The sequence below is a fragment of the Streptomyces sp. RPA4-2 genome (genome assembly GCF_012273515.2).
GTDB classification, from domain to species: Bacteria; Actinomycetota; Actinomycetes; order Streptomycetales; family Streptomycetaceae; genus Streptomyces; species Streptomyces kaempferi.
Window position 1 is genome coordinate 7,904,009 of record NZ_CP050975.2, and the last position, 20,799, is coordinate 7,924,807.

21 protein-coding genes are annotated in these 20,799 nt (G+C 71.4%); 17 read left to right on the forward strand and 4 right to left on the reverse strand.

Annotated features, from left to right (window positions below; all coding sequences use genetic code 11):
* Nucleotides 1-30 precede the first annotated feature (30 nt).
* The 7 genes from HEP85_RS34530 to HEP85_RS34560 are packed head-to-tail and all read left to right on the forward strand — an operon-like array spanning nt 31 to nt 6,106.
* The gene (locus tag HEP85_RS34530; protein WP_168531444.1) at nt 31-804 is read left to right on the forward strand and encodes an SDR family NAD(P)-dependent oxidoreductase; all 774 of its coding nucleotides are present in this window, start codon (nt 31-33) and stop codon (nt 802-804) included.
* Nucleotides 805-835: 31 nt separating this feature from the next.
* Nucleotides 836-1,573, forward strand: a complete 738-nt coding sequence (locus tag HEP85_RS34535; protein ID WP_168531445.1) for a FadR/GntR family transcriptional regulator — start codon at nt 836-838, stop codon at nt 1,571-1,573.
* Entirely contained in the window at nt 1,570-2,715 is a 1,146-nt protein-coding gene (gene dgoD / locus HEP85_RS34540) for a galactonate dehydratase (RefSeq protein WP_168531446.1), read from the forward strand. Before HEP85_RS34535 ends, dgoD begins: the two co-directional genes overlap by 4 nt.
* A gap of 2 nt (nt 2,716-2,717) precedes the next feature.
* Nucleotides 2,718-3,530: a hypothetical protein gene (locus HEP85_RS34545; RefSeq protein WP_365769806.1), complete on the forward strand. Its 813-nt coding sequence runs from the start codon at nt 2,718-2,720 to the stop codon at nt 3,528-3,530.
* A gap of 31 nt (nt 3,531-3,561) precedes the next feature.
* On the forward strand, nt 3,562-4,194 hold the full coding sequence (locus HEP85_RS34550; protein WP_168531448.1) for a bifunctional 4-hydroxy-2-oxoglutarate aldolase/2-dehydro-3-deoxy-phosphogluconate aldolase: 633 nt from the start codon (nt 3,562-3,564) through the stop codon (nt 4,192-4,194).
* Nucleotides 4,191-5,087 carry an SMP-30/gluconolactonase/LRE family protein gene (locus tag HEP85_RS34555; RefSeq protein ID WP_369657966.1) on the forward strand — a complete coding sequence of 299 codons (897 nt, stop codon included), beginning with the start codon at nt 4,191-4,193 and terminating at the stop codon, nt 5,085-5,087. Before HEP85_RS34550 ends, HEP85_RS34555 begins: the two co-directional genes overlap by 4 nt.
* Nucleotides 5,084-6,106: a sugar kinase gene (locus tag HEP85_RS34560; RefSeq protein WP_168534339.1), complete on the forward strand. Its 1,023-nt coding sequence runs from the start codon at nt 5,084-5,086 to the stop codon at nt 6,104-6,106. Before HEP85_RS34555 ends, HEP85_RS34560 begins: the two co-directional genes overlap by 4 nt.
* 223 nt (nt 6,107-6,329) lie before the next feature.
* On the opposite strand, the gene HEP85_RS34565 is transcribed toward HEP85_RS34560, so the two are convergent.
* Nucleotides 6,330-7,730 carry a pyridoxal-dependent decarboxylase gene (locus tag HEP85_RS34565; protein WP_168531449.1) on the reverse strand — a complete coding sequence of 467 codons (1,401 nt, stop codon included), beginning with the start codon at nt 7,728-7,730 and terminating at the stop codon, nt 6,330-6,332.
* Nucleotides 7,731-8,111: 381 nt separating this feature from the next.
* Between HEP85_RS34565 and HEP85_RS34570 the strand changes: the two genes are divergently transcribed.
* The gene (locus HEP85_RS34570) at nt 8,112-8,816 is read left to right on the forward strand and encodes a DUF2470 domain-containing protein (RefSeq protein ID WP_168531450.1); all 705 of its coding nucleotides are present in this window, start codon (nt 8,112-8,114) and stop codon (nt 8,814-8,816) included.
* Nucleotides 8,817-9,199: 383 nt separating this feature from the next.
* Nucleotides 9,200-10,471 (forward strand): MFS transporter, encoded by a 1,272-nt coding sequence (locus HEP85_RS34575; RefSeq protein WP_168531451.1) that lies wholly within the window; start codon nt 9,200-9,202, stop codon nt 10,469-10,471.
* Between the two features lie 108 nt (nt 10,472-10,579).
* On the opposite strand, the gene HEP85_RS34580 is transcribed toward HEP85_RS34575, so the two are convergent.
* Nucleotides 10,580-11,188, reverse strand: coding sequence for a hypothetical protein (locus HEP85_RS34580; RefSeq protein WP_348772453.1), 609 nt, complete (start codon nt 11,186-11,188; stop codon nt 10,580-10,582).
* 169 nt (nt 11,189-11,357) lie between these two features.
* Here HEP85_RS34580 and HEP85_RS34585 point away from each other — a divergent pair, with 169 nt between their 5' ends.
* Together HEP85_RS34585 and HEP85_RS34590 are read left to right on the forward strand one after the other, a co-directional pair.
* Nucleotides 11,358-12,626: a sensor histidine kinase gene (locus HEP85_RS34585; RefSeq protein ID WP_168531452.1), complete on the forward strand. Its 1,269-nt coding sequence runs from the start codon at nt 11,358-11,360 to the stop codon at nt 12,624-12,626.
* Nucleotides 12,614-13,264, forward strand: a complete 651-nt coding sequence (locus HEP85_RS34590; RefSeq protein WP_168531453.1) for a response regulator transcription factor — start codon at nt 12,614-12,616, stop codon at nt 13,262-13,264. The genes HEP85_RS34585 and HEP85_RS34590 overlap by 13 nt, the downstream gene beginning before the upstream one ends.
* Before the next feature lie 100 nt (nt 13,265-13,364).
* Here HEP85_RS34590 and HEP85_RS34595 read toward each other — a convergent pair whose 3' ends face one another.
* Nucleotides 13,365-13,874, reverse strand: coding sequence for an SMI1/KNR4 family protein (locus HEP85_RS34595; RefSeq protein ID WP_168531454.1), 510 nt, complete (start codon nt 13,872-13,874; stop codon nt 13,365-13,367).
* Nucleotides 13,875-14,044: 170 nt separating this feature from the next.
* On the opposite strand from HEP85_RS34595, the gene HEP85_RS34600 reads away from it, so the two are divergent.
* Nucleotides 14,045-14,320 (forward strand): hypothetical protein, encoded by a 276-nt coding sequence (locus HEP85_RS34600; protein WP_168531455.1) that lies wholly within the window; start codon nt 14,045-14,047, stop codon nt 14,318-14,320.
* Between the two features lie 363 nt (nt 14,321-14,683).
* Nucleotides 14,684-15,265 carry a TMEM165/GDT1 family protein gene (locus HEP85_RS34605; protein ID WP_168531456.1) on the forward strand — a complete coding sequence of 194 codons (582 nt, stop codon included), beginning with the start codon at nt 14,684-14,686 and terminating at the stop codon, nt 15,263-15,265.
* 107 nt (nt 15,266-15,372) lie between these two features.
* On the opposite strand, the gene HEP85_RS34610 is transcribed toward HEP85_RS34605, so the two are convergent.
* Nucleotides 15,373-16,395, reverse strand: a complete 1,023-nt coding sequence (locus tag HEP85_RS34610) for a glycosyltransferase (RefSeq protein WP_369657967.1) — start codon at nt 16,393-16,395, stop codon at nt 15,373-15,375.
* Here HEP85_RS34610 and HEP85_RS34615 point away from each other — a divergent pair.
* From HEP85_RS34615 to HEP85_RS34630, 4 genes are all read left to right on the forward strand, one after another.
* Entirely contained in the window at nt 16,348-17,355 is a 1,008-nt protein-coding gene (locus HEP85_RS34615) for a LacI family DNA-binding transcriptional regulator (RefSeq protein WP_168531458.1), read from the forward strand. The genes HEP85_RS34610 and HEP85_RS34615 overlap by 48 nt on opposite strands.
* A gap of 274 nt (nt 17,356-17,629) precedes the next feature.
* Entirely contained in the window at nt 17,630-18,964 is a 1,335-nt protein-coding gene (locus HEP85_RS34620) for an ABC transporter substrate-binding protein (RefSeq protein ID WP_168531459.1), read from the forward strand.
* Nucleotides 18,965-18,971: 7 nt separating this feature from the next.
* Nucleotides 18,972-19,919, forward strand: coding sequence for a sugar ABC transporter permease (locus tag HEP85_RS34625; RefSeq protein WP_329292299.1), 948 nt, complete (start codon nt 18,972-18,974; stop codon nt 19,917-19,919).
* Entirely contained in the window at nt 19,916-20,773 is an 858-nt protein-coding gene (locus tag HEP85_RS34630) for a carbohydrate ABC transporter permease (RefSeq protein WP_168531460.1), read from the forward strand. Before HEP85_RS34625 ends, HEP85_RS34630 begins: the two co-directional genes overlap by 4 nt.
* Nucleotides 20,774-20,799 lie beyond the last annotated feature (26 nt).

The following is a 20,799-nucleotide window of genomic DNA, read 5'->3' on the forward strand; positions in this document are numbered from 1 at the left end:
GTGCCCGACCCGAAGGAGCCGTAACCCACGATGGACCAGCCCGTACGAGGCGGCGGTGCCCGTTTCACCGGCCGCACGGCCGTGGTCACCGGGGCCGCCTCCGGCATCGGAGCCGCCACCGCCGCACGCCTCGCCCAGGAGGGAGCCGCCGTCGTCCTCGTCGACATCGACGAGGACCGGGGCCGTGGCGAGGCGGAACGGATCACCGAGGACGGCGGCCGGGCCCGCTTCGTCACCGCGGACGTCGCCGCCGAGGACGACTGGCACCGCGTCATCACCGCCGCCCACTCCTTCGGACCGGTCGACGTCCTGGTCAGCAACGCCTACACCGTCGACGTCCACCCCGCCCATGAACTCACCCTCGCCTCCTGGCGGCGCCAGCTCGACGTCAACCTCACCGCGGGCTTCCTCGGGGTCCGCGCCGTCCTTCCCGACCTGCGCGACCGGGGCGGCGCGATCGTCCTCACCTCGTCCGTCCACGCCCACAAGGGCATCCCCGGACATCCCGCCTACGCCGCGTCCAAGGGCGCCCTGCTGTCCCTGTGCGGCCAGCTCGCCGTGGAGTACGGGCCCGAGGTCCGCGTCAACGCCGTCCTGCCGGGACCGATCCTCACGGCCGCCTGGGACCGCGTACCGCCCGAGGACCGGGAACGCAGCGTCGCCGAGACGGCGGCCCGCCGCTTCGGCACCCCCGCGGAAGTGGCCGCGGCCATCGCGTTCCTCGGCTCCGACGAGGCCTCCTACATCACCGGGTCGCACCTGCTCGTCGACGGCGGCTGGAGCGTCCTGAAGGCCTCCGCATGACCGAGCCCCGACCACTGAAAGGCTGTACTACATGACGCCCTACGCCCGCCGCGGCGTGCACGGTCAGACCGTGGAGTTCCTCGCACGCCGCATCCTCGGCGGCGAGATCCCCGAGGGGGCCACGCTCGACCTCGTGGCGTTGCAGCGCGAGCTGGACGTCAGCCTCACCGCCCTGCGCGAGTCCCTCAAGGTCCTCGCCGCCAAGGGCATGGTCGACGCCCGGCAGAAACGCGGCACGTTCGTGCGCTCCCGCTCCGACTGGAACCTGCTCGACGCCGACGTGCTGCGCTGGCAGATCCAGGGCGCCGGTTCCGCCGAGGCCGACCTCGACCTGCTGCGCAACCTCGCCGAAGTACGCGCCATCGTCGAACCGGCCGCGGTCCGGCTGGCCGCCGAGCGCCGCAGCGACGCCGACCTCGCGGCCCTGGAGGACGCCCTGACGGCGATGGGGGAGGACGGCACCGGTGCCGCCCACGCCGTCGAGTCCGACCTCGCCTTCCACCGCGCCCTGCTCGCCGCGACCCACAACGAACTCCTGGAACGCATGGAGGTGGTGATCGAGTCGGGACTCGCCCACCGCGACCGCATCGTGCACAGCGCCCCGCACAGCGAGGACCCCGTACCCGCCCACCGCGCCGTCCTGGACGCCGTACGCGACCGGGACCCGCGGGCCGCCGAGGCGGCCATGCGCGCCCTGCTCGACCAGGCCGGACGCGACCTGGACCGGATCGGCGGACCCGACGACCCGAAAGGCACCGGTGGCCGGTGAAGATCACACGCGTCGAAACCTTTCTTGTACCGCCGCGCTGGCTGTTCTGCCGCGTGGAGACCGACGAGGGCGTGACCGGCTGGGGTGAACCCGTCGTCGAGGGCCGCGCCGAACTGGTGCGGACCGCCGTCGAGGTCCTCTCCGAATACCTCCTGGGCCAGGACCCGCTCCGTATCCAGGACCACTGGCAGGTCCTCACCAAGGGCGGCTTCTACCGGGGCGGCCCGGTCCTGTCCAGCGCCGTCGCCGGACTCGACCAGGCGCTGTGGGACATCGCGGGCAAGACCTACGGCGCCCCCGTGCACGCCCTGCTCGGCGGCCCCGTGCGCGACCGGGTCCGGGTCTACGCCTGGGTCGGCGGTGACGAACCCGCCGAACTCACCGAGCAGATCAGCGCGCAGGTGGAGGCCGGATTCACCGCCGTGAAGATGAACGGTGCCGGACGCGTCGGGCCGGCCGCCACGATGGCCGAGACCGCGGCGGTCGTCGCCCGCGTGGCGGCGGCCCGCGACATCCTCGGACCCGACCGGGACGTCGCCGTCGACTTCCACGGCCGTTTCAGCGCCGCCAACGCCCGCCGCGTCCTGAACGAACTCGCCCCCCTGCACCCGCTGTTCGTCGAGGAACCGGTCCTCCCCGAGCAGAACCACCTGCTGGCCGGACTCGTCGGCGCGAGCCCGGTGCCGCTGGCCACCGGCGAACGCCTCTACTCCCGCGCCGAGTTCCTCGCCCCGCTCACCGCCGGCATCGCCGTCGCCCAGCCCGACCTCTCCCACGCCGGGGGCATCTCCGAGGTCCACCGCATCGCCTCCCTCGCCGAGACCTACGGCGCCCACCTCGCCCCGCACTGCCCCCTCGGCCCGATCGCCCTCGCCGCCAGCCTCCAAGTCGCCTTCGCCACACCCAACTTCCTCATCCAGGAACAGAGCAGGGGCATCCACTACAACAAGGACGCCGACCTGCTCTCGTACGTCGTCGACCCCGAGCCCTTCCGTTTCGTCGACGGGCACGCGCCACGCGGTACCGCGCCGGGCCTCGGCGTCACCGTCGACGAGGCCGCCGTCCGCGCCGCCGACCGCGCGGGCCACGCCTGGCGCAACCCCGTGTGGCGGCACCCCGACGGTTCCTTCGCGGAGTGGTGAGCATGCCGCTGGACATCGTCACCGACCCTCCGCACGGCGGCCGGTGGACCTCACTCGCGGCACCCGGCCGCGAGTGGCTCTGGCATCGCCCCGACCCCGGGCGCCAACAGGCCGTTCCCGGCTCGGCGTTCGTGGACGCGGGCGGCCTGGAGGAGTGCGTGCCCACCGTTCGCGGCACCCCGGACCACGGGGACGTCTGGTCCCGGCCCTGGACCCGGGACGGCGCCGCCGAGTCCGTACGCTGCGCGGACTTCACCCTCCGCCGTACGTTCCGTGCCACGGCCGGGGGAGCCGAGGCCGACTACGTCCTCACCGCCGAGCCGGGCTACCGCTTCGTCTGGGCCGCGCACGCCCTCCTCGACCTGTCGGCCGCGGCCACCCTGCACCTGCCCCACGGGGCGCCCACCCGGTTGTTCCCGGAGGCCGCCGCGCTCGTCGACGGCCCCTGGCCGGACGGCGCCCCCTGGATCACCGGCGCCTGGCCGGCCCCGCACGGAGTGCCGCTGGACCGGCTCGGCCCCGACGACGGCACCGCCGTGGGAGCCGTCGTCGACGCCCGGCAGGTCTGCGTCCACGACGGGCCCGACCGTCTCCACCTGGCCCTGACCGCCGAGGAACAGCCGGTGTCGGTCGCCCTGTGGCGCAACCTCGGCGGCTTCCCCCGGCACGCCCCCTACCGCAGCACCGGCGTCGAACCCATGCTCGGCCGGGTCTTCGACCTCGCCGAGGCGGGACCCGACGACGCCGCCCGCGTCCCCGCCTCCGGCGAGGTGCGCTGGCGCCTCACCCTCAGCACCGCCTGCGCCTGCCCCTGAACACCGCAGTCGAGACAAGGAGTTCCCTACCGTGGATCTGCAAGCCGCCCTGGCCGCGCGCCGGTTGCTGGCCATCGTGCGCGGAGGCGACGCGGACGCCGCGCTGCGCACGGTGCTGGCCCTCGCCGAGGAGGGCGTCGACCTCGTCGAGGTCTCCCTGAGCGGAACGGACGCCCTCACCGTCATCGAGCGGGCCCGGCACGCGCTCGGGCCCGACGCGCTCCTGGGCGCCGGGACGGTGCTGAGCGCCGACGACGCCCACGCCGCACACCGTGCGGGAGCCACCTTCGTGGTGACACCCGGACTCGGCGACGGCGTCCGCGCGGCCCGCGACCTGGGCCTGCCGGTCCTCGCGGGGGTGCTGACCCCGACCGACGTCATAGCCGCCCGCGCGCTCGGAGCCGAGGCCCTGAAACTCTTCCCCGCCGCACCCTTCGGTGGAGCGGACTACCTCAAGGCCCTGCGCGGCCCCTTCCCCGACGTGCCGTTCGTCCCCGTCGGCGGGATCGACGAGGCCGCCGCCCACGCCTGCCTCACAGCCGGCGCGACAGCGGTCGGAGTCGGCTCACCCCTGGTCGGCGACGCCGCCGACGGAGGCAGCCTCGCCGCGCTCCGCGACCGGGCCCGCGCCTTTCGTGCCATCGCGGAGGAGTCCGGACGATGAGCACCGCGCGCGTCACCCGCCCCGACCGCCTGGAACTCGGCGAGGGCATCCGCTGGACGGGCGAGGAGGTCGTCCTCGTCGACCTCCTCGCCGGCCGTCTCCTCAAGGCTCCGGCGGACCCGGCCGGCCCCCTGGAACCGCTGGCCCGACTTCCTTTCCCGATCGGCGCGGTGGCCCCGGTGGCCGGGCGTCCCGGCACCTGGATCGCCGCCGCGGACACCGGCGTCTGTCTGCTGACGCCCGACGGCGCGACCACCTGGCTGGCCCGGCCCGAGGACGGCGCGGCAGTCCGTACGCGCATGAACGACGCGGTCGCCGACCCCTCCGGCCGCTTCTGGGCGGGCAGCATGGGCTACGACGCCGACGAGAACGCCGGTTCGCTGTACCGGGTCGACCACGACGGCACCGTGGTCCGGGTCCTGGACGGCGTCACCGTCCCGAACGGGCCCGCCTTCACCCCCGACGGCAAGGCCATGTACCTCGCCGACAGCGCCCGGGGAGTGATCCGGCGCCACCCGGTCGACCCGGACACCGGCGCCCTCGGCACACCCGAGGTCTTCGCCACGGTGGACGACGGCAGCCCGGACGGCATGACCGTCGACGCCGAGGGCGCCCTGTGGGTCGCCGTGTGGGGGACCGGCACCGTACGCCGCTTCCTCGCGGACGGGACCCCCGACCGCGTCGTGCCGCTGCCCGCGAGCCTGCCCGCGGGAGTGTGCCTGGAGCACGACGTCCTGCACATCACCACCGCCCGGCTGGGCCTCGCCGATCCGCGTCCCGAGGACGGCGCCGTGTTCTCCGTCCGCGTGGACGTGCCCGGCCGGCCGACGCCCGCGTTCCGCCTCCACGACACCGCGCCCGTACCGCCGTTCCCGGCCGGGGGGCCCGCGTGACCGCGTCGTGGCGGCCCGCCCCCGGACCCGTCGTGTGCGTCGGGGAGACGATGGCGGCCCTGGCCCCCGACCCGGTCGGCCCGCTGGAGGAGGCCGAGCACCTGCGCCTGACGGTGGCAGGGGCCGAGTCCAACGTCGCGATGTACCTGGCCGACCACGGCGTACCGGTGGCCTGGCTCTCCGCCCTCGGCGACGACGCGCCCGGCCGGCGTGTCCGGGCCGCCGTGGCCGCCGCCGGCGTCGACGTCACCCACGTCCGCACCGACCCCGACCGCCCCACCGGCCTGCTCCTCAAGTCCCCCCACCGGGACGGAACCCACGTCCACTACTACCGTTCGGGGTCGGCCGCCTCCGCCCTCGGGCCCGCCCTGCTGGACACCCGGCCCGTACGCGCCGCCTCCCTCCTGCACGTCAGCGGGATCACCCCGGCGCTGTCCCCGTCCTGCCGGGACCTGGTGAGCCGCGCGCTCGCCGCCGCGCCCGACGAACGGCCGTACGCCGTCAGCTTCGACGTCAACCACCGCCCCGCCCTGTGGCACGACGACAGGGCGGCCACCGTCCTGCGGGACCTGGCCGACCGCGCGGACGTCGTCTTCGTCGGCCTGGACGAGGCCCAGAACCTGTGGGGTGCCGGCCTCACGGCCGCCGGTGTACGGGAGTTGCTGCCGCACCCGCGGATCGTCGTCGTCAAGGACGGCGCCGACTCCGCCACCGCCGCCGTACGGGACGGAGACGTCGTCGCGGTCCCGGCGCTGCGCACGCTGGTGGTCGAACCCGTCGGCGCGGGCGACGCCTTCGCGGCGGGATTCCTGGCCGGACTGCTCCGCGGCGAGACCCTGACCCGCGCCCTGCGCCTCGGCCACATCACGGCCGTCTCCGCCCTCAGGGTGACCGGCGACCACGGGCCGCTGCCCGGCCCGGAGGCCGTACGACGGCTTCTCGCACTGTCCGCCGAGGAGTGGGCGCGGGTGGCGCGCGCGCAGGACGCCCACCGCGAGGAGCGATCGCCGGGCCGGTGAGGCGAAGAAGGGTCTCCCCGCGCCGAGTACCGCTTGCCGACGGGGAAGGCGAGGTGCGGTGCGGCGGGCCCGGTCGGCGGCGGGACGGTGCGTGGTACCGCTGCCGCTGGGTACCCAGGCGTCCCGGAGGGCCGCGGCGAGAGCGAGCTGTGCGCGCCGGCCGGCGCAGTGACCCGGAGCCACCAGCTTCGTGAGGATCCACGCCGGGCCCCCGGGACGCCGGCTACGAGACAGGTGCCGTCGCGTCGGTGATCGCCATGAGGGCGCGTTCCATGTCCGGCTGTGTCGTGCGCCAGTTGCTGAACGCCGCGCGCAGGGCGGGCACGTGACCGTAGACGGTCGGGGTGACGAAGACGTCGCCCGTGGCGGCGATGGCATGGGCGGCGGCCTGGACACGGTCGGGTGTCGGATCGTCGGCGAGGGTGAAGCAGACGGTGTTGAGCCGTACGGGCGCCAGCAGCCGCAGGTGCGGGACGCCGATCAGGGCATCGCCGAGACGCCGGGCGAGGCCGGTGTTGCGGGCGACGATCTCGCGATGGCCGTCCCGGCCGTAGGCGACCAGGGAGAACCAGGCGGTCAGGGCGCGCAGCCGCCGGGAGTTCTCCGGAGTGAGGTGCAGGAAGTCGGGGTCGGGCAGGGAGGGCGGGCCCAGGTAGGGCGAGGAGTTGTGGAAGACCCGGACCTGAAGGTCCTGTCGCCGGGTGAACACCACCGCGCTGTCATAGGGGACGTTGAACCACTTGTGGAGGTCCAGGCAGACGGAGTCCGCGGCGTCCAGGCCGTCGGTCAGGTGGGAGTGGGAGGGGAGCAGCGCGGCGAAGGCCCCGAAGGCGCCGTCGACATGCAGCCAGAAGCTGTGCCGTTCCTTGAGTGCCGCGATGGCGCGCAGGTCGTCGAAGTCGACCGTGTCGACGGTTCCGGCGTTGGCGACGACGATGGCGGGCCGGCCGTCCATCCTCTCCAGCGCGTCCGCCAGAGCCGCGACGTCGACTGCCTCACGGTTCCCGGGCAGGAGCGGGACCCGCCGTAGGCTCGCGCGGCCGAGGCCCAGGACGGACGTGGCCTTCCCGATACTGGAGTGCGGTGCCCCGGACAGCACCGTGACCGGGCCGAGCGCGGCCACACCGTCGTCGGAGACGGACACGTTCCGCTGTTCCCCCAGCCACTCGCGCCCGATGGCCAGGCCCACCGTGTTCGACATGGTCGCGCCGGTGACGAACGCCCCGCTGTGCGCCTCGCTCAGCCCGAACAGCTCGCGCAGCCAGGCCAACGTCTCCCGTTCGAGTGCGGCGGCGGACGATCCGATGCCGCTGCCGACGTTCTGGTCGTACACGGCGGTGAGCCAGTCGGCGGTGAGGGCGGCAGGCGTCGCGCCACCGGTCACGAAACCGAGGTAGCGCGGCCCCGAGCTGCCGGAGAAGCCCGGCGACCACCGCTCGGCGAAACGCGCCAGCGCGCCTTCGGTGCCCGTGCCCTCGGCGGGAAGCGGCTGCGGCTCCGGGGCGGGGCCGAGCCGCGCGGCGGGGCGGGCGTCGACCGCCGCCAGCTCCCGGCCCGCCAACTCACTCACCGACCGGAGCAGTTCCGTGAGGCGCGCGCGGTCTTCGGCGAGTACGGGATGCATGGCGGTCCTCCGGGGTTGTGCGACGCCTTGGGCGACGGGCCGAGGGGCTGGGCGGTCAGGGGATACGCGGCCGGCCGCCCACGTCGGCTCCGGGAGCGCAGCTCCGCCGCCCGCGTCGTCGGCGCGACCGAGGGGTCGGTTCCGCATCTCGGCTCGGGCGGCGCGATTCCCTGTCGGGGCACATTAACCGCTACATGACGGCATGCCTCTGACCGAGCAACTCGGTCGGGTCGGAACAGTGAGCGGGGCGGGCGTCCCGGTACGGAGAGAGTGCGGGGGAGTATCCCGCCCTCCATCCGTGCATTAGGTTAGGCTTACCTAAGTAGCCGACTTGGACCGCTTCGACCTCGCCGACCACTTCCCTCGCCCTGGAGAACCCGCATGCGTCCCTTCAGCGCCCGCGTCACACGGCCGACCCCCGCCGAGCGCGTGCAGTCCATCCTGTACGCGGCCCAGTCCATGACCGTGGTGAGCGACGGGAGTCATGCCGAGGTCCACCGCCTCGACAACGCCAGTGCGAGGGGCCGCCTCCACCTTCACACTCCGGCGGAAATCGCCCCCGCCGGGGCCGGTCCGCGCGTTCCGGTCCGGCTCGAGTTCACCGACATCGCACCCACGGCCGTGCGCGACCGGTTGCGTGCCCGCGTCACCCTCACCGGGCTGCTCGCGGACCCGTACAGCAACGAGTCGCCCCGAAGTGCCTGTATGGAGTTCGGCCAGGCGGTCATCGAGGACGGAGAGGGCCGTCGGTTCGTCACACTGGACGAACTCCAGGCCGCCGGCCCGGACCCGATGGCCACGAGCGAGGCGAGCATGCTGACGCACCTCGTTGACAGCCACGAGGAACTCGTCCCTCTCCTGGTACGCCTCGTGCGGCCGCGGCCGGCGAGAGGCATGATCCGTGCGGTTCCCCTGGCCATGGACCGCTACGGAGTGACTCTGCGCCTGGAGTACCCCACCGCACACCGCGATGTCCGGCTGCCGTTCGCCACGCCTGTCAGCGACATCGACCAGGCCGGCCCCAGGATCCGCGCCCTCCTGGACACGGCCCGACGCGTCTCCCACCACAGCCGCCTGTTCGCCTGACCCCCGGTGTCTGATGCCGCGGCGGTTTTTGAGACCGCACGGCTCAGGACGGGGAGAGGCGGACCCGTCGGGCGACGCCCGCGGACCGTTCCCGCCCGGCAGGTGGCGCCCGAACCGACTGCTCGATTCCTGTGGCATGAGAGGGCGACCGGACGGCAGCGGGCGAAGGCGGCGCGAGTCGCAGTGACGTAGGTCATGGTGTGGCCGGCTCGATCCCGGAATGCGCGGGTCCCCGCCACGGTTGCCGCGTTGAGGGCCCTGCCCTGTTCCGAGGGGACGTCGGGCAATGGTGCCCGCCACGTGACGGGAGCTGGACACGATCCAGGCCTTTCCTGCTGCTCCCTGGTTCCTGGATCGCTGTCTTCGAAGGGTTCTTCTGCGCCATGCCACTTGCCCTGCTGGCCCTGGCTGTCGTCGCGTTCGGTATCGGCACGACCGAGTTCGCCACCATGGGGCTGCTGCCCCAGATCGCCGACGGTGTCGGCGTGTCGGTGCCGCACGCCGGCAACCTCGTGTCGGCCTACGCGCTCGGTGTCGTCGTGGGCGCGCCCGTACTGACGGGCATCGGCGCGCGCGTCCCCCACAAGCGACTGCTGCTGCTTCTGTCCGGGCTGTTCGTGATCGGCAATCTCGCGTCCGCGCTCGCACCCGGCTTCGGCCTCCTGTTCGCCGCGCGTTTTCTGGCGGGTCTGCCGCACGGCGCACTGTTCGGCGTGGGCGCTGTCGTGGCCTCACGGCTGGTCGCGCCCGAACGGGCCGCGCGCGCGGTGTCGAAAATGTTCCTGGGTCTCACCGTCGCGAACATCGTCGGCGTCCCGGCCGGAACGATCCTCGGGCAGCAGCTGGGCTGGCGGTGGGCCTACGCCGGCGTCGCCGTCATCGGCCTCATCGCGCTCGCTTCGCTGGCCCTGTTCGTGCCTCATCAGCCGCGCGGCCGGCAAGCGGGCATCGGGCACGAGCTGCGGGCGATGGGGAACAGGCAGGTGGCGATCGGTCTGGCCACGGCGGTGGTCGGATTCGGCGGATTCTTCGCCGTCTACAGCTATCTGGTGCCCATGCTGACGAACCTGACGGGCATCTCCGACTCCTCGACCACCCTGGTCCTCGCGCTCTACGGCGTCGGTATGACGCTCGGCACGCTGGTCGCGGGCCCCCTCACGGACCGCGCCCTGCGTCCGACGCTGTACGCGGGGCTCATCCTGCTCGCCGCGGCGCTGGTGGCGTTCTACTTCACCGTCCACAGCACCGTGCCGGCCCTGGTGACGATCACCTTCATCGGCGCGGTGGGATCCCTCATCACCACGCCCGTCCAGATGCTGCTCATGGCCAAGGCGAAGGACGCTCCCACCATGGCCGCGGCCTCCAACCACTCCGCCTTCAACCTGGCCAACGCGGGCGGCGCCTGGCTCGGCGGCCTGGCCATCTCGGCGGGCTGGGGCTGGGCCTCGCCCAACCTGGTCGGTGCGGCTCTCGCGGTGGCGGGCCTCGGCCTGGCCTTCACCGGCGGGTTCATGGACCGGGGCAGCCCTGGCTCCGTAGTGATCATCTCGTCCGGCGCCGAAGACCCGAAGGCGGCCGGACCGGACGTGGCCCAAGGCGTGGACGTGCCGTCCCGCTCCTCCCGGTCGGCGGAGGCTCCCCGGAACCTGGGCTAAGGGTGTTCTAAGGACTGTCCCGCAATCCCCGGTGGATCAGCGCGCGGCGTCGGATGCGGTGCATCGCAAGGCGGAGGGTCGTCCTCATACTGGGTGTATCGGGAAGCCTCACCGGCCCGGGTCGGCCTTCGGCAGGCAGGTCCGGGACCAGTGTTCGACGTCGGCTTCCACCGGGTCGCGGGGAGGACCGACCTCGACGGAGCCGTGGGGTCGGGAGTCACGCCCGCTGCCCCGGACCGCCAGCCACGCGCACAGCGCGGCCAGCGGCAGCTCGGCACAGAGCGCCATCGCTGCGGCCGTGGCGAAGTCGCTCCCTGCGGCCGCCGTCGTGGTGTCGAACCAGGCGTCGATCACGAGCAGGGTGGCGGCCGCGGTGGCCGCCAAGGAATGCCGCCGGTCGCCGCGGGCGGCAAGGACGCCGGCGGCGATCAGACCGACCGCCTCAAGCGCATCGAGACCCACCCATGCGACTGGCCAGTGCGCGGCGGTCGCGGCGTCCGGCAGTTCAGTCGCCAGCACGTACAGCCAGGGCAGCAGAACGAGCCCGCACACGACCAGCAGCCACCCAGCCCGGCCGACCAGCCGCGAGCCCGGCTCCGCCTCGGCCGCCGCCCGCTTCGACGCCTCCGGCCGGGCACGGCCGTGCAGCGGAACGCCGTCCGCACACGCGTCGCCTTCCGCCGTGAACTCCTCGGTATGTGAGGCCAGTTGTCGCATGCTCTCGCTCCCTTTCCCGCGTGCTCTTCCCTTACGGCCTCCAGCCTCCGTGGCGAGCCCAGGCGTCGTCAGTCACGCAGGTATCCGACCTGGGGTGGAGAAAAGTGCACCCCGGCCCCGGGCACAAACGTCATGGCCCGGCGGTGGCCAGCGGCTTTACTGTTCGGGCATGCACTTCAGAGCGTGGCAACCGGCCCTCGTGCGGCGGCCGTTCGAGGGCGCGGGCCGCGCCACCGCGTTCCTCTGCGCCGGCATCGCGATCCAGTTCGGCGTGCTGCTGGTCCTGGCGCTGCCATGGATCTACTTCGTGCCGACGGCGATGTGGGCCGTGACGGTGGCCGTCGTGGTGCCGTCGGCCGCCGTGGTGCTCGGCGGCCCGCTGCTCACCCGGGTGCAACGGACACGTTTCCGCGACCGGCTGGGCGTGGTGGTGCCCGCGCCCGCGGGCCTGGCGGAGCGGCCCGGACGGCAGGGCATCCGGCAGTGGCTGCGCTCGAGTCCGGGCCGCCGCCAGTTGCGCTACCACCTGTTCGTCGGCCCGCTGTGCGCGCTCGGCGGTCTGCTGGTGCTGGTGCTGTGGGCGGCAGGAGCCGCCGCGGCCTCGATCTACGTGTGGCTCTGGGTGACCCCGTGGCAGTGGCGGGTGGAGGACGCGGGATACGCGGTGAAGGATGCCTACGTCACCGTCGCCGGCGTCGCCCTGCTCTACGCGACGGCCTGGCTGGCGAACGGGCTGGCCCGCCGTGATGCCCGCGCGGCGAACGCGCTGCTCGGGCCGAGCCGCGAGGAGGAACTGACCCGACGGGTGGCGGACCTCGCCGAGAGCCGCGCCGGCGTGGTCGATGCGGCCGACGCCGAGCGGCGGCGGATCGAGCGTGACCTGCACGACGGCGCACAGCAGCGCCTGGTGGCGCTCGCCGTCAACCTCGGCCTCGCCAAGGCCACCCTCGGCGACCTGCCGGAGGACGCCCGCAAGGTGATCGACGAGGCGCACCGCGAGGCGAAGGAGGCCATCTCCGAGCTGAACGACCTCGTACGTGGCCTGCATCCGGCGGTCCTGGAGGACCGCGGGCTCGACGCCGCCCTCTCCGGCGTCGCCGCCCGACTTCCCCTGCCGGTCCGTCTGTCGGTAAGCCTTGAGCGGCGCCCGTCGCCCACCGTCGAGGCGGTTGCGTACTTCGTGGTCTCCGAGACCCTGACAAACGTGGTCAAGCACGCTCGGGCTTCGCGGGCCGACGTGACCGTCGAACAGACAAGGGGGAGACTGTCGATCGCCATCACGGACGACGGCGTAGGAGGCGCGGATCCCTCGGGTGTCTCGGGCACCGGGCTCGCAGGACTCGCCCAGCGTGTCGCGTCCGTCGACGGTACGTTCTCCTGCCGCAGCCCCCTCGGGGGCCCGACCGTTGTCACTGTGGAGCTGCCGTGCGCGCCGTGATCGCCGAGGATTCCGTCCTGCTGCGGATCGGGGTGGTCAAGGTACTGGAGATGGCCGGCTTCGAGGTGTGCGCCGAGGCGGCCGACGCGGCAGGGCTGCTGGCAGCGGTCGAAGAGCACCGGCCGGACATTGCCGTGGTCGATGTCCGCATGCCGCCCGGGTTCACCGATGAGGGCGTACGGGCCGCTCTCGTGATCCGTCGGCAGTGGCCGGACACCTCCGTGCTGTTGCTGTCGCAGTATGTGGAGGAGCGGTACGCGACCGATCTCCTCGCCGCCAACACGTCCGGCGTCGGCTACCTGCTCAAACAACGGATCGCCGACGTGGAGGAGTTCGCGGAGTCGGCCCGCAGGGTCGCGGCCGGCGGCACCGCGTTGGACCCGCAGGTCGTCGCACAACTGCTGGTGCGTCGCCACAGCGATCCGCTCGACCGGCTGACACCGCGCGAGCGCGAGGTGTTGGAGCTGATGGCGGGCGGCCGGTCCAACGCCGGGATCGCGGCCGAACTCGTGGTCAGCGACAGCGCGGTCGCGAAGCACATCAACAGCATCTTCACCAAGCTCGACCTGCCCAGGGCGGACGCCGACCACCGCCGGGTGCTGGCTGTCCTCCGCTTCCTCGGCGTCGCGAACGCCTAGGTGCATTGACCCGCAGGGTTGTTGACGCGGCCGGGCTGGTTGGGGTGGTTGGAGTTGGTGTGTGCGGCCGGGCCGGAGACGTTGCCCGATGAGCAGTGAATCAGTCCTCGCCCGCGAACTCAGGGGCATCAGGGAAGACGGTGGTGCTGAGGTGTCCCGACAGCCAGCCGGCCAGGAACTCGACCGCGCCCACTGGATGGGCGTCGTAGTACCAGCCCCGCGGATTCCAGCAGACCACCGTCCACTCGTCCGGCGTCCTGTCGGTGAGCCAGCACACGTTGTCCCCGTTGTCGGTTCGCGCCCACGGCAGGAGTCCGCCCGGCTCCGGGTAGAAGGGGTACGGGCAGGCTTCGGGGTTGCTGTCCCGGAAGCCGCGTTCCTGGTCCAGCAGCCGCTTCGCCGGGCCGACCAGCAGGTCTCGCCCGCCGAAGGGTGTGAGGGGAGTCAAGAACCCGGCGAAGTGGTAGGCCCCGTAGGCTCCGACCAACTGCTTGAAGTCCGTGGGGAGTTCCAGGCCGAGCACTGACTCGACCTTGTTCCAGTCCCCGCTCGCCCACAGGGGTCGCGACGGCGGAGGGACGTGACTAACGAGGTCGTCGAATACGGTCATGGGGTTGAGCCTAGGGTGATCGTCGCACCTGATGCCGCCGCCCTCGTCGGGGGCACGAGACGGGACGACCGGAGGACAGCCCAGCAGGACGTCAGTCAGTGATTGGGTCACGACCACCGGAGACCCGCGTACCACTATGACTGTCAGTGGTGCCTGGAATCCTGGGGCGTATGGACAGGGACGAGGAGTTGCTGCGCGGCCGGGTCTACGGCGTGGACCACGACGATCCCCGGCGGGGTCCTCAGCCGGGCCATGTCTACGGCCAACTGGTCGGCGGTCCGCTGGACGGCCTGCTGCTCGACATCACCGGCTGGACACCGGAGGAGACGGGCACCGGCGTCGCGCTCGAGACGGAGCTGGGGCGGTTCGGTGCCGGCGGGCGGGCTATATACGACCCGCGCCCCGGCGACGGGACCCGCTGGGACTGGTCGGGCGACACTCCCTGACCGCGATCGCGGCCTCGCCCGAGCCGACAGGGCGCCCGGCGACGCCCGGCGACGCCCGCCCGTGCCTGCGGCGTGACCAGGCTCCCTGGCGGCCGGGACGGGCGGCGAGGATCGCCTGTTAGGGTGAATGGCAGCGAAGGGGAGTAGTCCCGAGAACCGCTGGTCGACACACTGGGCACCCTAGGGAGCCCCGGCCACCGGGCCACCGCACGCAGTGCGGGGCGGACGAGACCTTCGGCCAGGCATGACCAGGCCCCGCACGTCCGTGGGGGCCGCTCCGTCGTGCCGGGCCGAGTGGTTCCTCCCGTCGCCCCGTGGGTGCCGTACGAGCCGTCGGCCCGGCCCCCAGCAGAAAGCAAGGGAATGACCTTCGACCCCCTGGCGCTCATCACCGCCTTCGGGCTGATCTTCCTCGCGGAGCTCCCTGACAAGACCATGTTCGCCTCACTGGCCATGGGCACCAGGATGCGGCCGCTGTACGTGTGGTTCGGCACCTCCACCGCCTTCCTCGTGCATGTCGCCATCGCCGTCGGCGCCGGCAGTCTGCTCGGCATGCTTCCGGGCATGGCCGTCAAGCTCGTCTCCGCCGCCCTGTTCGTGTTCGGCGCGTTCGTCCTGCTGCGTGGGGGAGACGATGACGACGAGGACGGCACCGCGAAGACCGTGACCGGCTTCTGGCCCGTCTACACCACCGCCTTCATGGCCGTCTTCATCAGCGAATGGGGAGACCTCACCCAGATCACCACGGCCAACCTGGCCGCCACCAACGGCTGGCTGCCCACCGCCATCGGCTCGGCCCTCGCCCTGATGTCGGTCTCCGCGCTCGCTCTGCTGGTGGGCCGTTTCATCGCCCAGCGCGTCCCTCTGAAGAACGTCCAGCGCATCGGCGCCGCGTGCATGGCCGGACTCGCCGTCTGGACCCTGGTCGAAGCCTTCACCGGCTGAGGCTCCCGCACCGCCGGCGATGCCACGGGACACCGACCGGGGCTCGGGCGGCCGGTTGTCCAGGAACGGCTGGTCCAGGGGGGTGTTGTCGGGACTCGTGTCCGGGCTCACCCCCCCGCCGGAGTCGCCCGCACCCCTGACCAGGAACGGGGCCGGCGGCCGGAGGCGGACACGCGGTCCGGGTCGCGGTCCCCGGGCCCCTGTCCGAGCATCCGGAAGACGGGTGGGGCGTGGTGGGCGGACGGCAGGGTGATCGGCGCGAACGCGGCGTAGACATGGCCGATGCCACGTCGCTCGGCCACCGAACGGGCGGCGACGGCCGGCGCCCCGCCGGCCACGACGGCGTCGCAGCCCTCGGCGGCCGCACCGACCGCCTCGAACTGCACGGCCACCGTGTCCTCGATCATCCGGCGCCGCTGTCCGGGCGTGGGGACGGTTCCGGCACTCCGCCGCGCGGTTCCGCGCAATTCGGGTCCGACGGACACGTACGCAATTCCCAGCGATTCGGCCCAGCCGCGGAAGTCGGGAGGTGCGCACACCACGGCGTCCTGCCCCATTTCCTTCAATCGCACGGCCGGCGCCACGACTGGCTGGACTTCCCCACGCGACCCGATCGTGGACAACAGAAAGCGCATCGTTCTCCCGTCCCACGCCGGACGTCCGGCGCACAGGAAGCGATTTTCACCCCTTATGGGGGCCTTGCGGTAAGATCCCCTGTCTGCTGTACGGTAATAGTGGCGGGGAAAGCGGGCTGCTGTATCGAGACAGTTTCCCCGCGTCGACTTTCCGCGCTGGACTTCCGTACGTCGATTCCCTCCGGATGCCGAAATTCGCGCGTCCTCGGAAAGCGGCGGAAATTCGTCAGCGACCTGAGGGCGTGTTCCTCGTGGCGCCAGGAAGATCCCGTGCCGCCGACGCCGTACGAGCACCGGATCCCGGCAGACGGAACGCGGAGACCCGTCCGGACCTGGTGATGCCGTGGCCGCAGGCGAGGAGACCTGACGTCGCGCGTTCGCGCCGGGCACAGGCATACTCGGGGCCCTGCGGGCGCATCGGCGTCCGCTGGCAGCAGGAGGTGGGCGATGGTGTCGTCGTCGGTGTCGGGGGAGCCCCGGAAAGTCACGATCCATGACGTCGCCCGGTCCGCCGGGGTGTCCCGGCAGACCGTGTCGAGGGCACTGAACGACAAGGACGAGATCGACGGTTCCACCAAACAGCGCGTCCTCGACGCCGCCCGCGCGCTCGGATACCGGCCGAGCCGGTTCGCCCGCGGTCTGGTCCGGCAGGACACCACCACCATCGGGCTGGTCATACCCGACCTGCTCAACCCCTTCTTCACCGAGGTCGCGGCGGCCGCGCTGGAAGCGGCCCGGGCGCGCGGCTGGCACGTGGTCGTGTACGACACCGCGGACAGGGCCGAAGAGGAACGCGGCACACTCCAGGTGATCAGCTCGCAAGTGGACGCGGTCGTCGGATACTTCAGCTGCCCCGAGGACGAACTCCAGCTGTTCACCCGTGGCATGCCGGTGGTGCTCATCGGCCGTGAGCATCACACCGCGCGCTTCAGTTCGATCCGGATCGACGGCGAGGAGGGCGTCCACGCCGCGGTCGCGCATCTGGTCGCGGCGGGGCACACACGGATCGGCATGCTCGACCACCACGGTCGTGTCGACCCCAGCATCCGGCGCGAGTGGTTCACGACCGCCGCGGTGTCGCACGGGATCGACGCCGACGTGGTCGTCGGCGCCGACCAGTCGGCCGACGGCGGTGGAGCGGCGCTCAGGGCCCTGCTCTACGCCCATCCCGACGTCACCGCGGTGTTCACCTTCAACGACATCATCGCGATCGGCGTCCTGCGCGAGGCACGCCGGCTCGGCAGGAGCGTGCCGCAGGATCTGGCCGTGATCGGCTTCGACGGCCTGCAACTGGGCGCGCTCGTCGAACCCCCGCTCGCCAGCGTCGCCCTGGACACGCGCAAGCTCGGCGCGCTCGCCATCGAGCAGGTCGCACGGCTGCTGACCGGAGCGGACCCGCTGGCGGAGGACGAGCTCGTCGTCCGCGCCGAGCTGCGGCTCGGCGGGTCCGCTTAACCTGCCGGACTCGTGCACGACTCGAAAGTCTTGACACTCGAACACGCCGGAGCGCACACTTCCGAACACTTCACCGCGTTCCCGTGAGCGCTCCCGTGAACGTTCACGGGAACGCTCACGGGGCGCGTTGCAAGGTTGCTGAGTCCCACCACGGCGCCCGGCGTTCAGCGCCGACACCGTGATGTCCCACCATTCCAACCAGAAGGCTTCACGCCTGAGGTGTCAACGTCGACCCGCCTAGCGCCGTCGCTAGTCGTTCTCTGGAACGGAAGATATGAGCAACACAGTCACGCGCATCCGCCTCGCCGTCGTCGCCGCGGCAGCCGGCGTCGCCGTACTCGCCGGGTGCTCCTCGCCCGCTCCGTCGAGTGATGCATCCGCGGCCTCCTGCGAGCCCGCGAAGGGCAAGGTCACCCTCCAGTACTGGAACACCGTTCCGGGCATGGACAAGGTCGTCGCCCTGTGGAACAAGAAGAACCCGGACATCCAGGTTCAGATGAAGAACATCTCCAACGACCAGTACGGCACCATCGGCAACGCCCTCAAGGCGGGCAAGGCGCCGGAGCTCGCCCAGGTCGGATACGACGAACTTCCCTTCCTGCGCACCCAGAACGCCTTCGTGGACGCCTCGGCCTGCTCGGCGGCCACGGCGGCCAAGTCGAAGTTCGTGCCCTGGACCTGGTCCCAGTCCAGCTTCGGCGGCACCGGCGTGTTCGCGCTCCCGCAGGACACCGGCCCGATGGCGCTCTACGTGCGCAGCGACATCTTCAAGAAGCACGGTCTGGACATCCCCAAGACCTGGGACGACTACGCGGCGGACGCGCAGAAGCTGCACAAGGCGGACCCCGGACTCAGCATCACCTTCTTCGATCCGAACAACGCCGAGGCGTTCAACGGACTGCTCTGGCAGAACAGCGCCCAGATGTACAAGTACTCCGGTGACAAGTGGCACGTCTCGGTCGCGTCCGACCAGAGCAAGCAGGTCGCCGACTACTGGCAGAAGCTGATCGACGCCAAGCTGGTGCGCACCGACCTCGCGCACGGTTCGACCCAGATGTACACGGCGTACCAGAAGAACCAGATCGCCAGCTACGTCGGCGCCGCCTGGGGCTACAGCATGTTCCGCGACAACCTGCCCGACCAGGCCGGCAAGTGGTCCATCGTCCCGATGCCGACCTGGGGTGCGAACGCCGCGTCCGGTGACTGGGGCGGTTCCACCGTCGCGTTCATGAAGGGCAACAAGCACCTGTACGAGTCGGTCAAGTTCAACTCCTGGCTGAACACCGACCCGGAGGCCCTCGCGCTGGAGAACAAGCTGGGCGGCCTCTACCCGGCGGCCACCGCCGGTTCGAAGCTTCCCGCGCTCTCGCAGGGTGTCCCTTACTACAACAACGAGAAGATCTTCGACGTCTTCGCCGACTCGTCCAAGAACATCGACACCGACTTCTCCTGGGGCCCCACCCAGAAGACGGTGAACCTGTCGCTCCAGGACGCGATGGCCAAGGCGGCGGCGGGCAGCGGCACCCTCAGTGACGCGCTCTCGGCCGCCCAGGCGACCGCGCTGAAGTCGATGAAGGATCAGGCGATCCCGGCGACCGCGGGCAAGTGACCAGGGAATGACTGACATCGCACCCCGCGCGACCCGCGTGGTGGCGTCTACGGGGGGCCGCCGCCGTCACCGCGGCGGCGGCCCCCGGGGCCGCACCATCGCCGCGTTCCTGACCCCGTTCTTCCTCCCGTTCGTGCTGTTCTACCTGGTCCCCGTCGGCTACGCGATCTGGCAGAGCTTCCTCGTCGTGCGCCGCACCGGAGGCCAGTACGGCACGTCGTACACGACCTTCGGCGGCTTCGAGCAGTACACGAAGGTGTTCCAGAACGACGAGTTCTGGTCCAGCATCGGACGCATCGGCCTGTTCGGCGTCGTGCAGGTCCCGGTCATGCTGTTCGTCGCGCTGATCATGGCACTCCTGCTCGACACCCCGTTGCTGAAGCTCAAGTCGTTCTTCCGCATCACGGCGTTCATGCCGTACGCCGTTCCCGGTGTCATCGCGGCGATCATGTGGTCCTACCTGTACTCGCCGCAGATCAGCCCCCTGGTCGACGGGCTGAAGAGCGTCGGTCTCCACCCCGACTTCCTCGGTCCGGGCGCCGTGCTCTGGTCGGCGGCGAACGTCTCCACCTGGCTCTGGACCGGCTACAACATGCTGATCATGTTCTCGGCACTGCAGTCGATCCCGCAGGAGCTGTACGAAGCCGCCAAGCTCGACGGGGCGAGCAACTGGGCGATCGCGTGGCAGATCAAGGTCCCGATCATCGCCCCGTCGATCATCCTCACCACGGTGTTCTCGATCATCGGCACCCTGCAGCTCTACGCCGAGCCGGCCGTCCTGCGGCAGATCTCCTCGAACATCTCCAGCACGTACACACCGAACATGCTCGCGTATGCGGTGGCCTCCGGAAACAACTACCAGCAGGCAGCAGCGATCTCCGTGGTCATCGCCGTCATCACCTTCGTCCTGAGCTTCGGTTTCATGCGACTGACCTCGAAGAAGGCCGGACTGTGAGCAACCAGAACATGATCCGCGAAAGCCGCGCCAGCCGGACCGCCGTCATGGCGCTGATGTTCCTCCTGGCGATCTACTTCCTGCTGCCGGTCTACTTCCTGATCGTCGCGGCGACGAAGCCGCAGCGCGACCTCGCCTCCACCAACGGACTCGCGTTCTCGCACTTCGACCTGTTCAGCAACCTGGGCACCCTGTTCAGCCGCAGCGACGGCATCTTCGTGCAGTGGGCCCTGAACAGCGTGATCTACGCGGTGCTGGGCGCCGCCGTCGGAACCCTGATCTCCGCGATGTGCGGCTACGCGCTCGCCAAGTTCACGTTCCGGGGCCGCGAGTTCCTGTTCTCCGTCATCCTCGGCGGCGTCCTCGTACCCACCACCGCGCTCGCGCTCCCGCTCTTCCTGCTGTTCTCCGCGACCGGGATCGTCAACACCTACCTCGCGGTGTTCCTGCCCAGCATCGTCAGCCCGTTCGGCGTCTACCTCGCCCGCATCTTCGCGTCCGCCTCCGTACCCGAGGAGATCCTCGAATCGGCGCGGCTGGACGGCGCCGGTGAGTTCCGCACCTTCTTCTCGGTGGCGATCAGGCTGATGGCGCCCTCACTGGTGACCATCTTCCTGTTCCAGTTCGTCGCGATCTGGAACAACTTCTTCCTGCCGATGGTGATGCTGCAGAAGGAGTCGCTCTTCCCGATCACGCTCGGCCTCTACGAGTGGAACGGCCAGACCGCCCGCGCCCCGCTCCTGCAGGAATCCGTGATCACCGGCTCACTGGTCTCGATCGTGCCCGTGATCATCCTCTTCATCCTCCTCCAGCGGTTCTGGCGCACCGGACTCGCCTCCGGCGCCCTCAAGTAACCGCGCCCCCACTCGCCTCCCCCTCC

What these genes read in the sequence shown, in the direction of transcription:
- HEP85_RS34530 (WP_168531444.1), top strand. Translation starts at nt 31, where the DNA reads ATGGACCAGCCCGTACGAGGCGGCGGTGCCCGTTTCACCGGCCGCACG.
- HEP85_RS34535 (WP_168531445.1), top strand. Translation starts at nt 836, where the DNA reads ATGACGCCCTACGCCCGCCGCGGCGTGCACGGTCAGACCGTGGAGTTC.
- HEP85_RS34545 (WP_365769806.1), top strand. Translation starts at nt 2,718, where the DNA reads ATGCCGCTGGACATCGTCACCGACCCTCCGCACGGCGGCCGGTGGACC.
- HEP85_RS34555 (WP_369657966.1), top strand. Translation starts at nt 4,191, where the DNA reads ATGAGCACCGCGCGCGTCACCCGCCCCGACCGCCTGGAACTCGGCGAG.
- HEP85_RS34565 (WP_168531449.1), bottom strand. Translation starts at nt 7,730, where the DNA reads ATGCATCCCGTACTCGCCGAAGACCGCGCGCGCCTCACGGAACTGCTC.
- HEP85_RS34570 (WP_168531450.1), top strand. Translation starts at nt 8,112, where the DNA reads ATGCGTCCCTTCAGCGCCCGCGTCACACGGCCGACCCCCGCCGAGCGC.
- HEP85_RS34575 (WP_168531451.1), top strand. Translation starts at nt 9,200, where the DNA reads ATGCCACTTGCCCTGCTGGCCCTGGCTGTCGTCGCGTTCGGTATCGGC.
- HEP85_RS34580 (WP_348772453.1), bottom strand. Translation starts at nt 11,188, where the DNA reads ATGCGACAACTGGCCTCACATACCGAGGAGTTCACGGCGGAAGGCGAC.
- HEP85_RS34585 (WP_168531452.1), top strand. Translation starts at nt 11,358, where the DNA reads ATGCACTTCAGAGCGTGGCAACCGGCCCTCGTGCGGCGGCCGTTCGAG.
- HEP85_RS34595 (WP_168531454.1), bottom strand. Translation starts at nt 13,874, where the DNA reads ATGACCGTATTCGACGACCTCGTTAGTCACGTCCCTCCGCCGTCGCGA.
- HEP85_RS34600 (WP_168531455.1), top strand. Translation starts at nt 14,045, where the DNA reads ATGGACAGGGACGAGGAGTTGCTGCGCGGCCGGGTCTACGGCGTGGAC.
- HEP85_RS34605 (WP_168531456.1), top strand. Translation starts at nt 14,684, where the DNA reads ATGACCTTCGACCCCCTGGCGCTCATCACCGCCTTCGGGCTGATCTTC.
- HEP85_RS34615 (WP_168531458.1), top strand. Translation starts at nt 16,348, where the DNA reads ATGGTGTCGTCGTCGGTGTCGGGGGAGCCCCGGAAAGTCACGATCCAT.
- HEP85_RS34610 (WP_369657967.1), bottom strand. Translation starts at nt 16,395, where the DNA reads ATGGATCGTGACTTTCCGGGGCTCCCCCGACACCGACGACGACACCAT.
- HEP85_RS34620 (WP_168531459.1), top strand. Translation starts at nt 17,630, where the DNA reads ATGAGCAACACAGTCACGCGCATCCGCCTCGCCGTCGTCGCCGCGGCA.
- HEP85_RS34625 (WP_329292299.1), top strand. Translation starts at nt 18,972, where the DNA reads ATGACTGACATCGCACCCCGCGCGACCCGCGTGGTGGCGTCTACGGGG.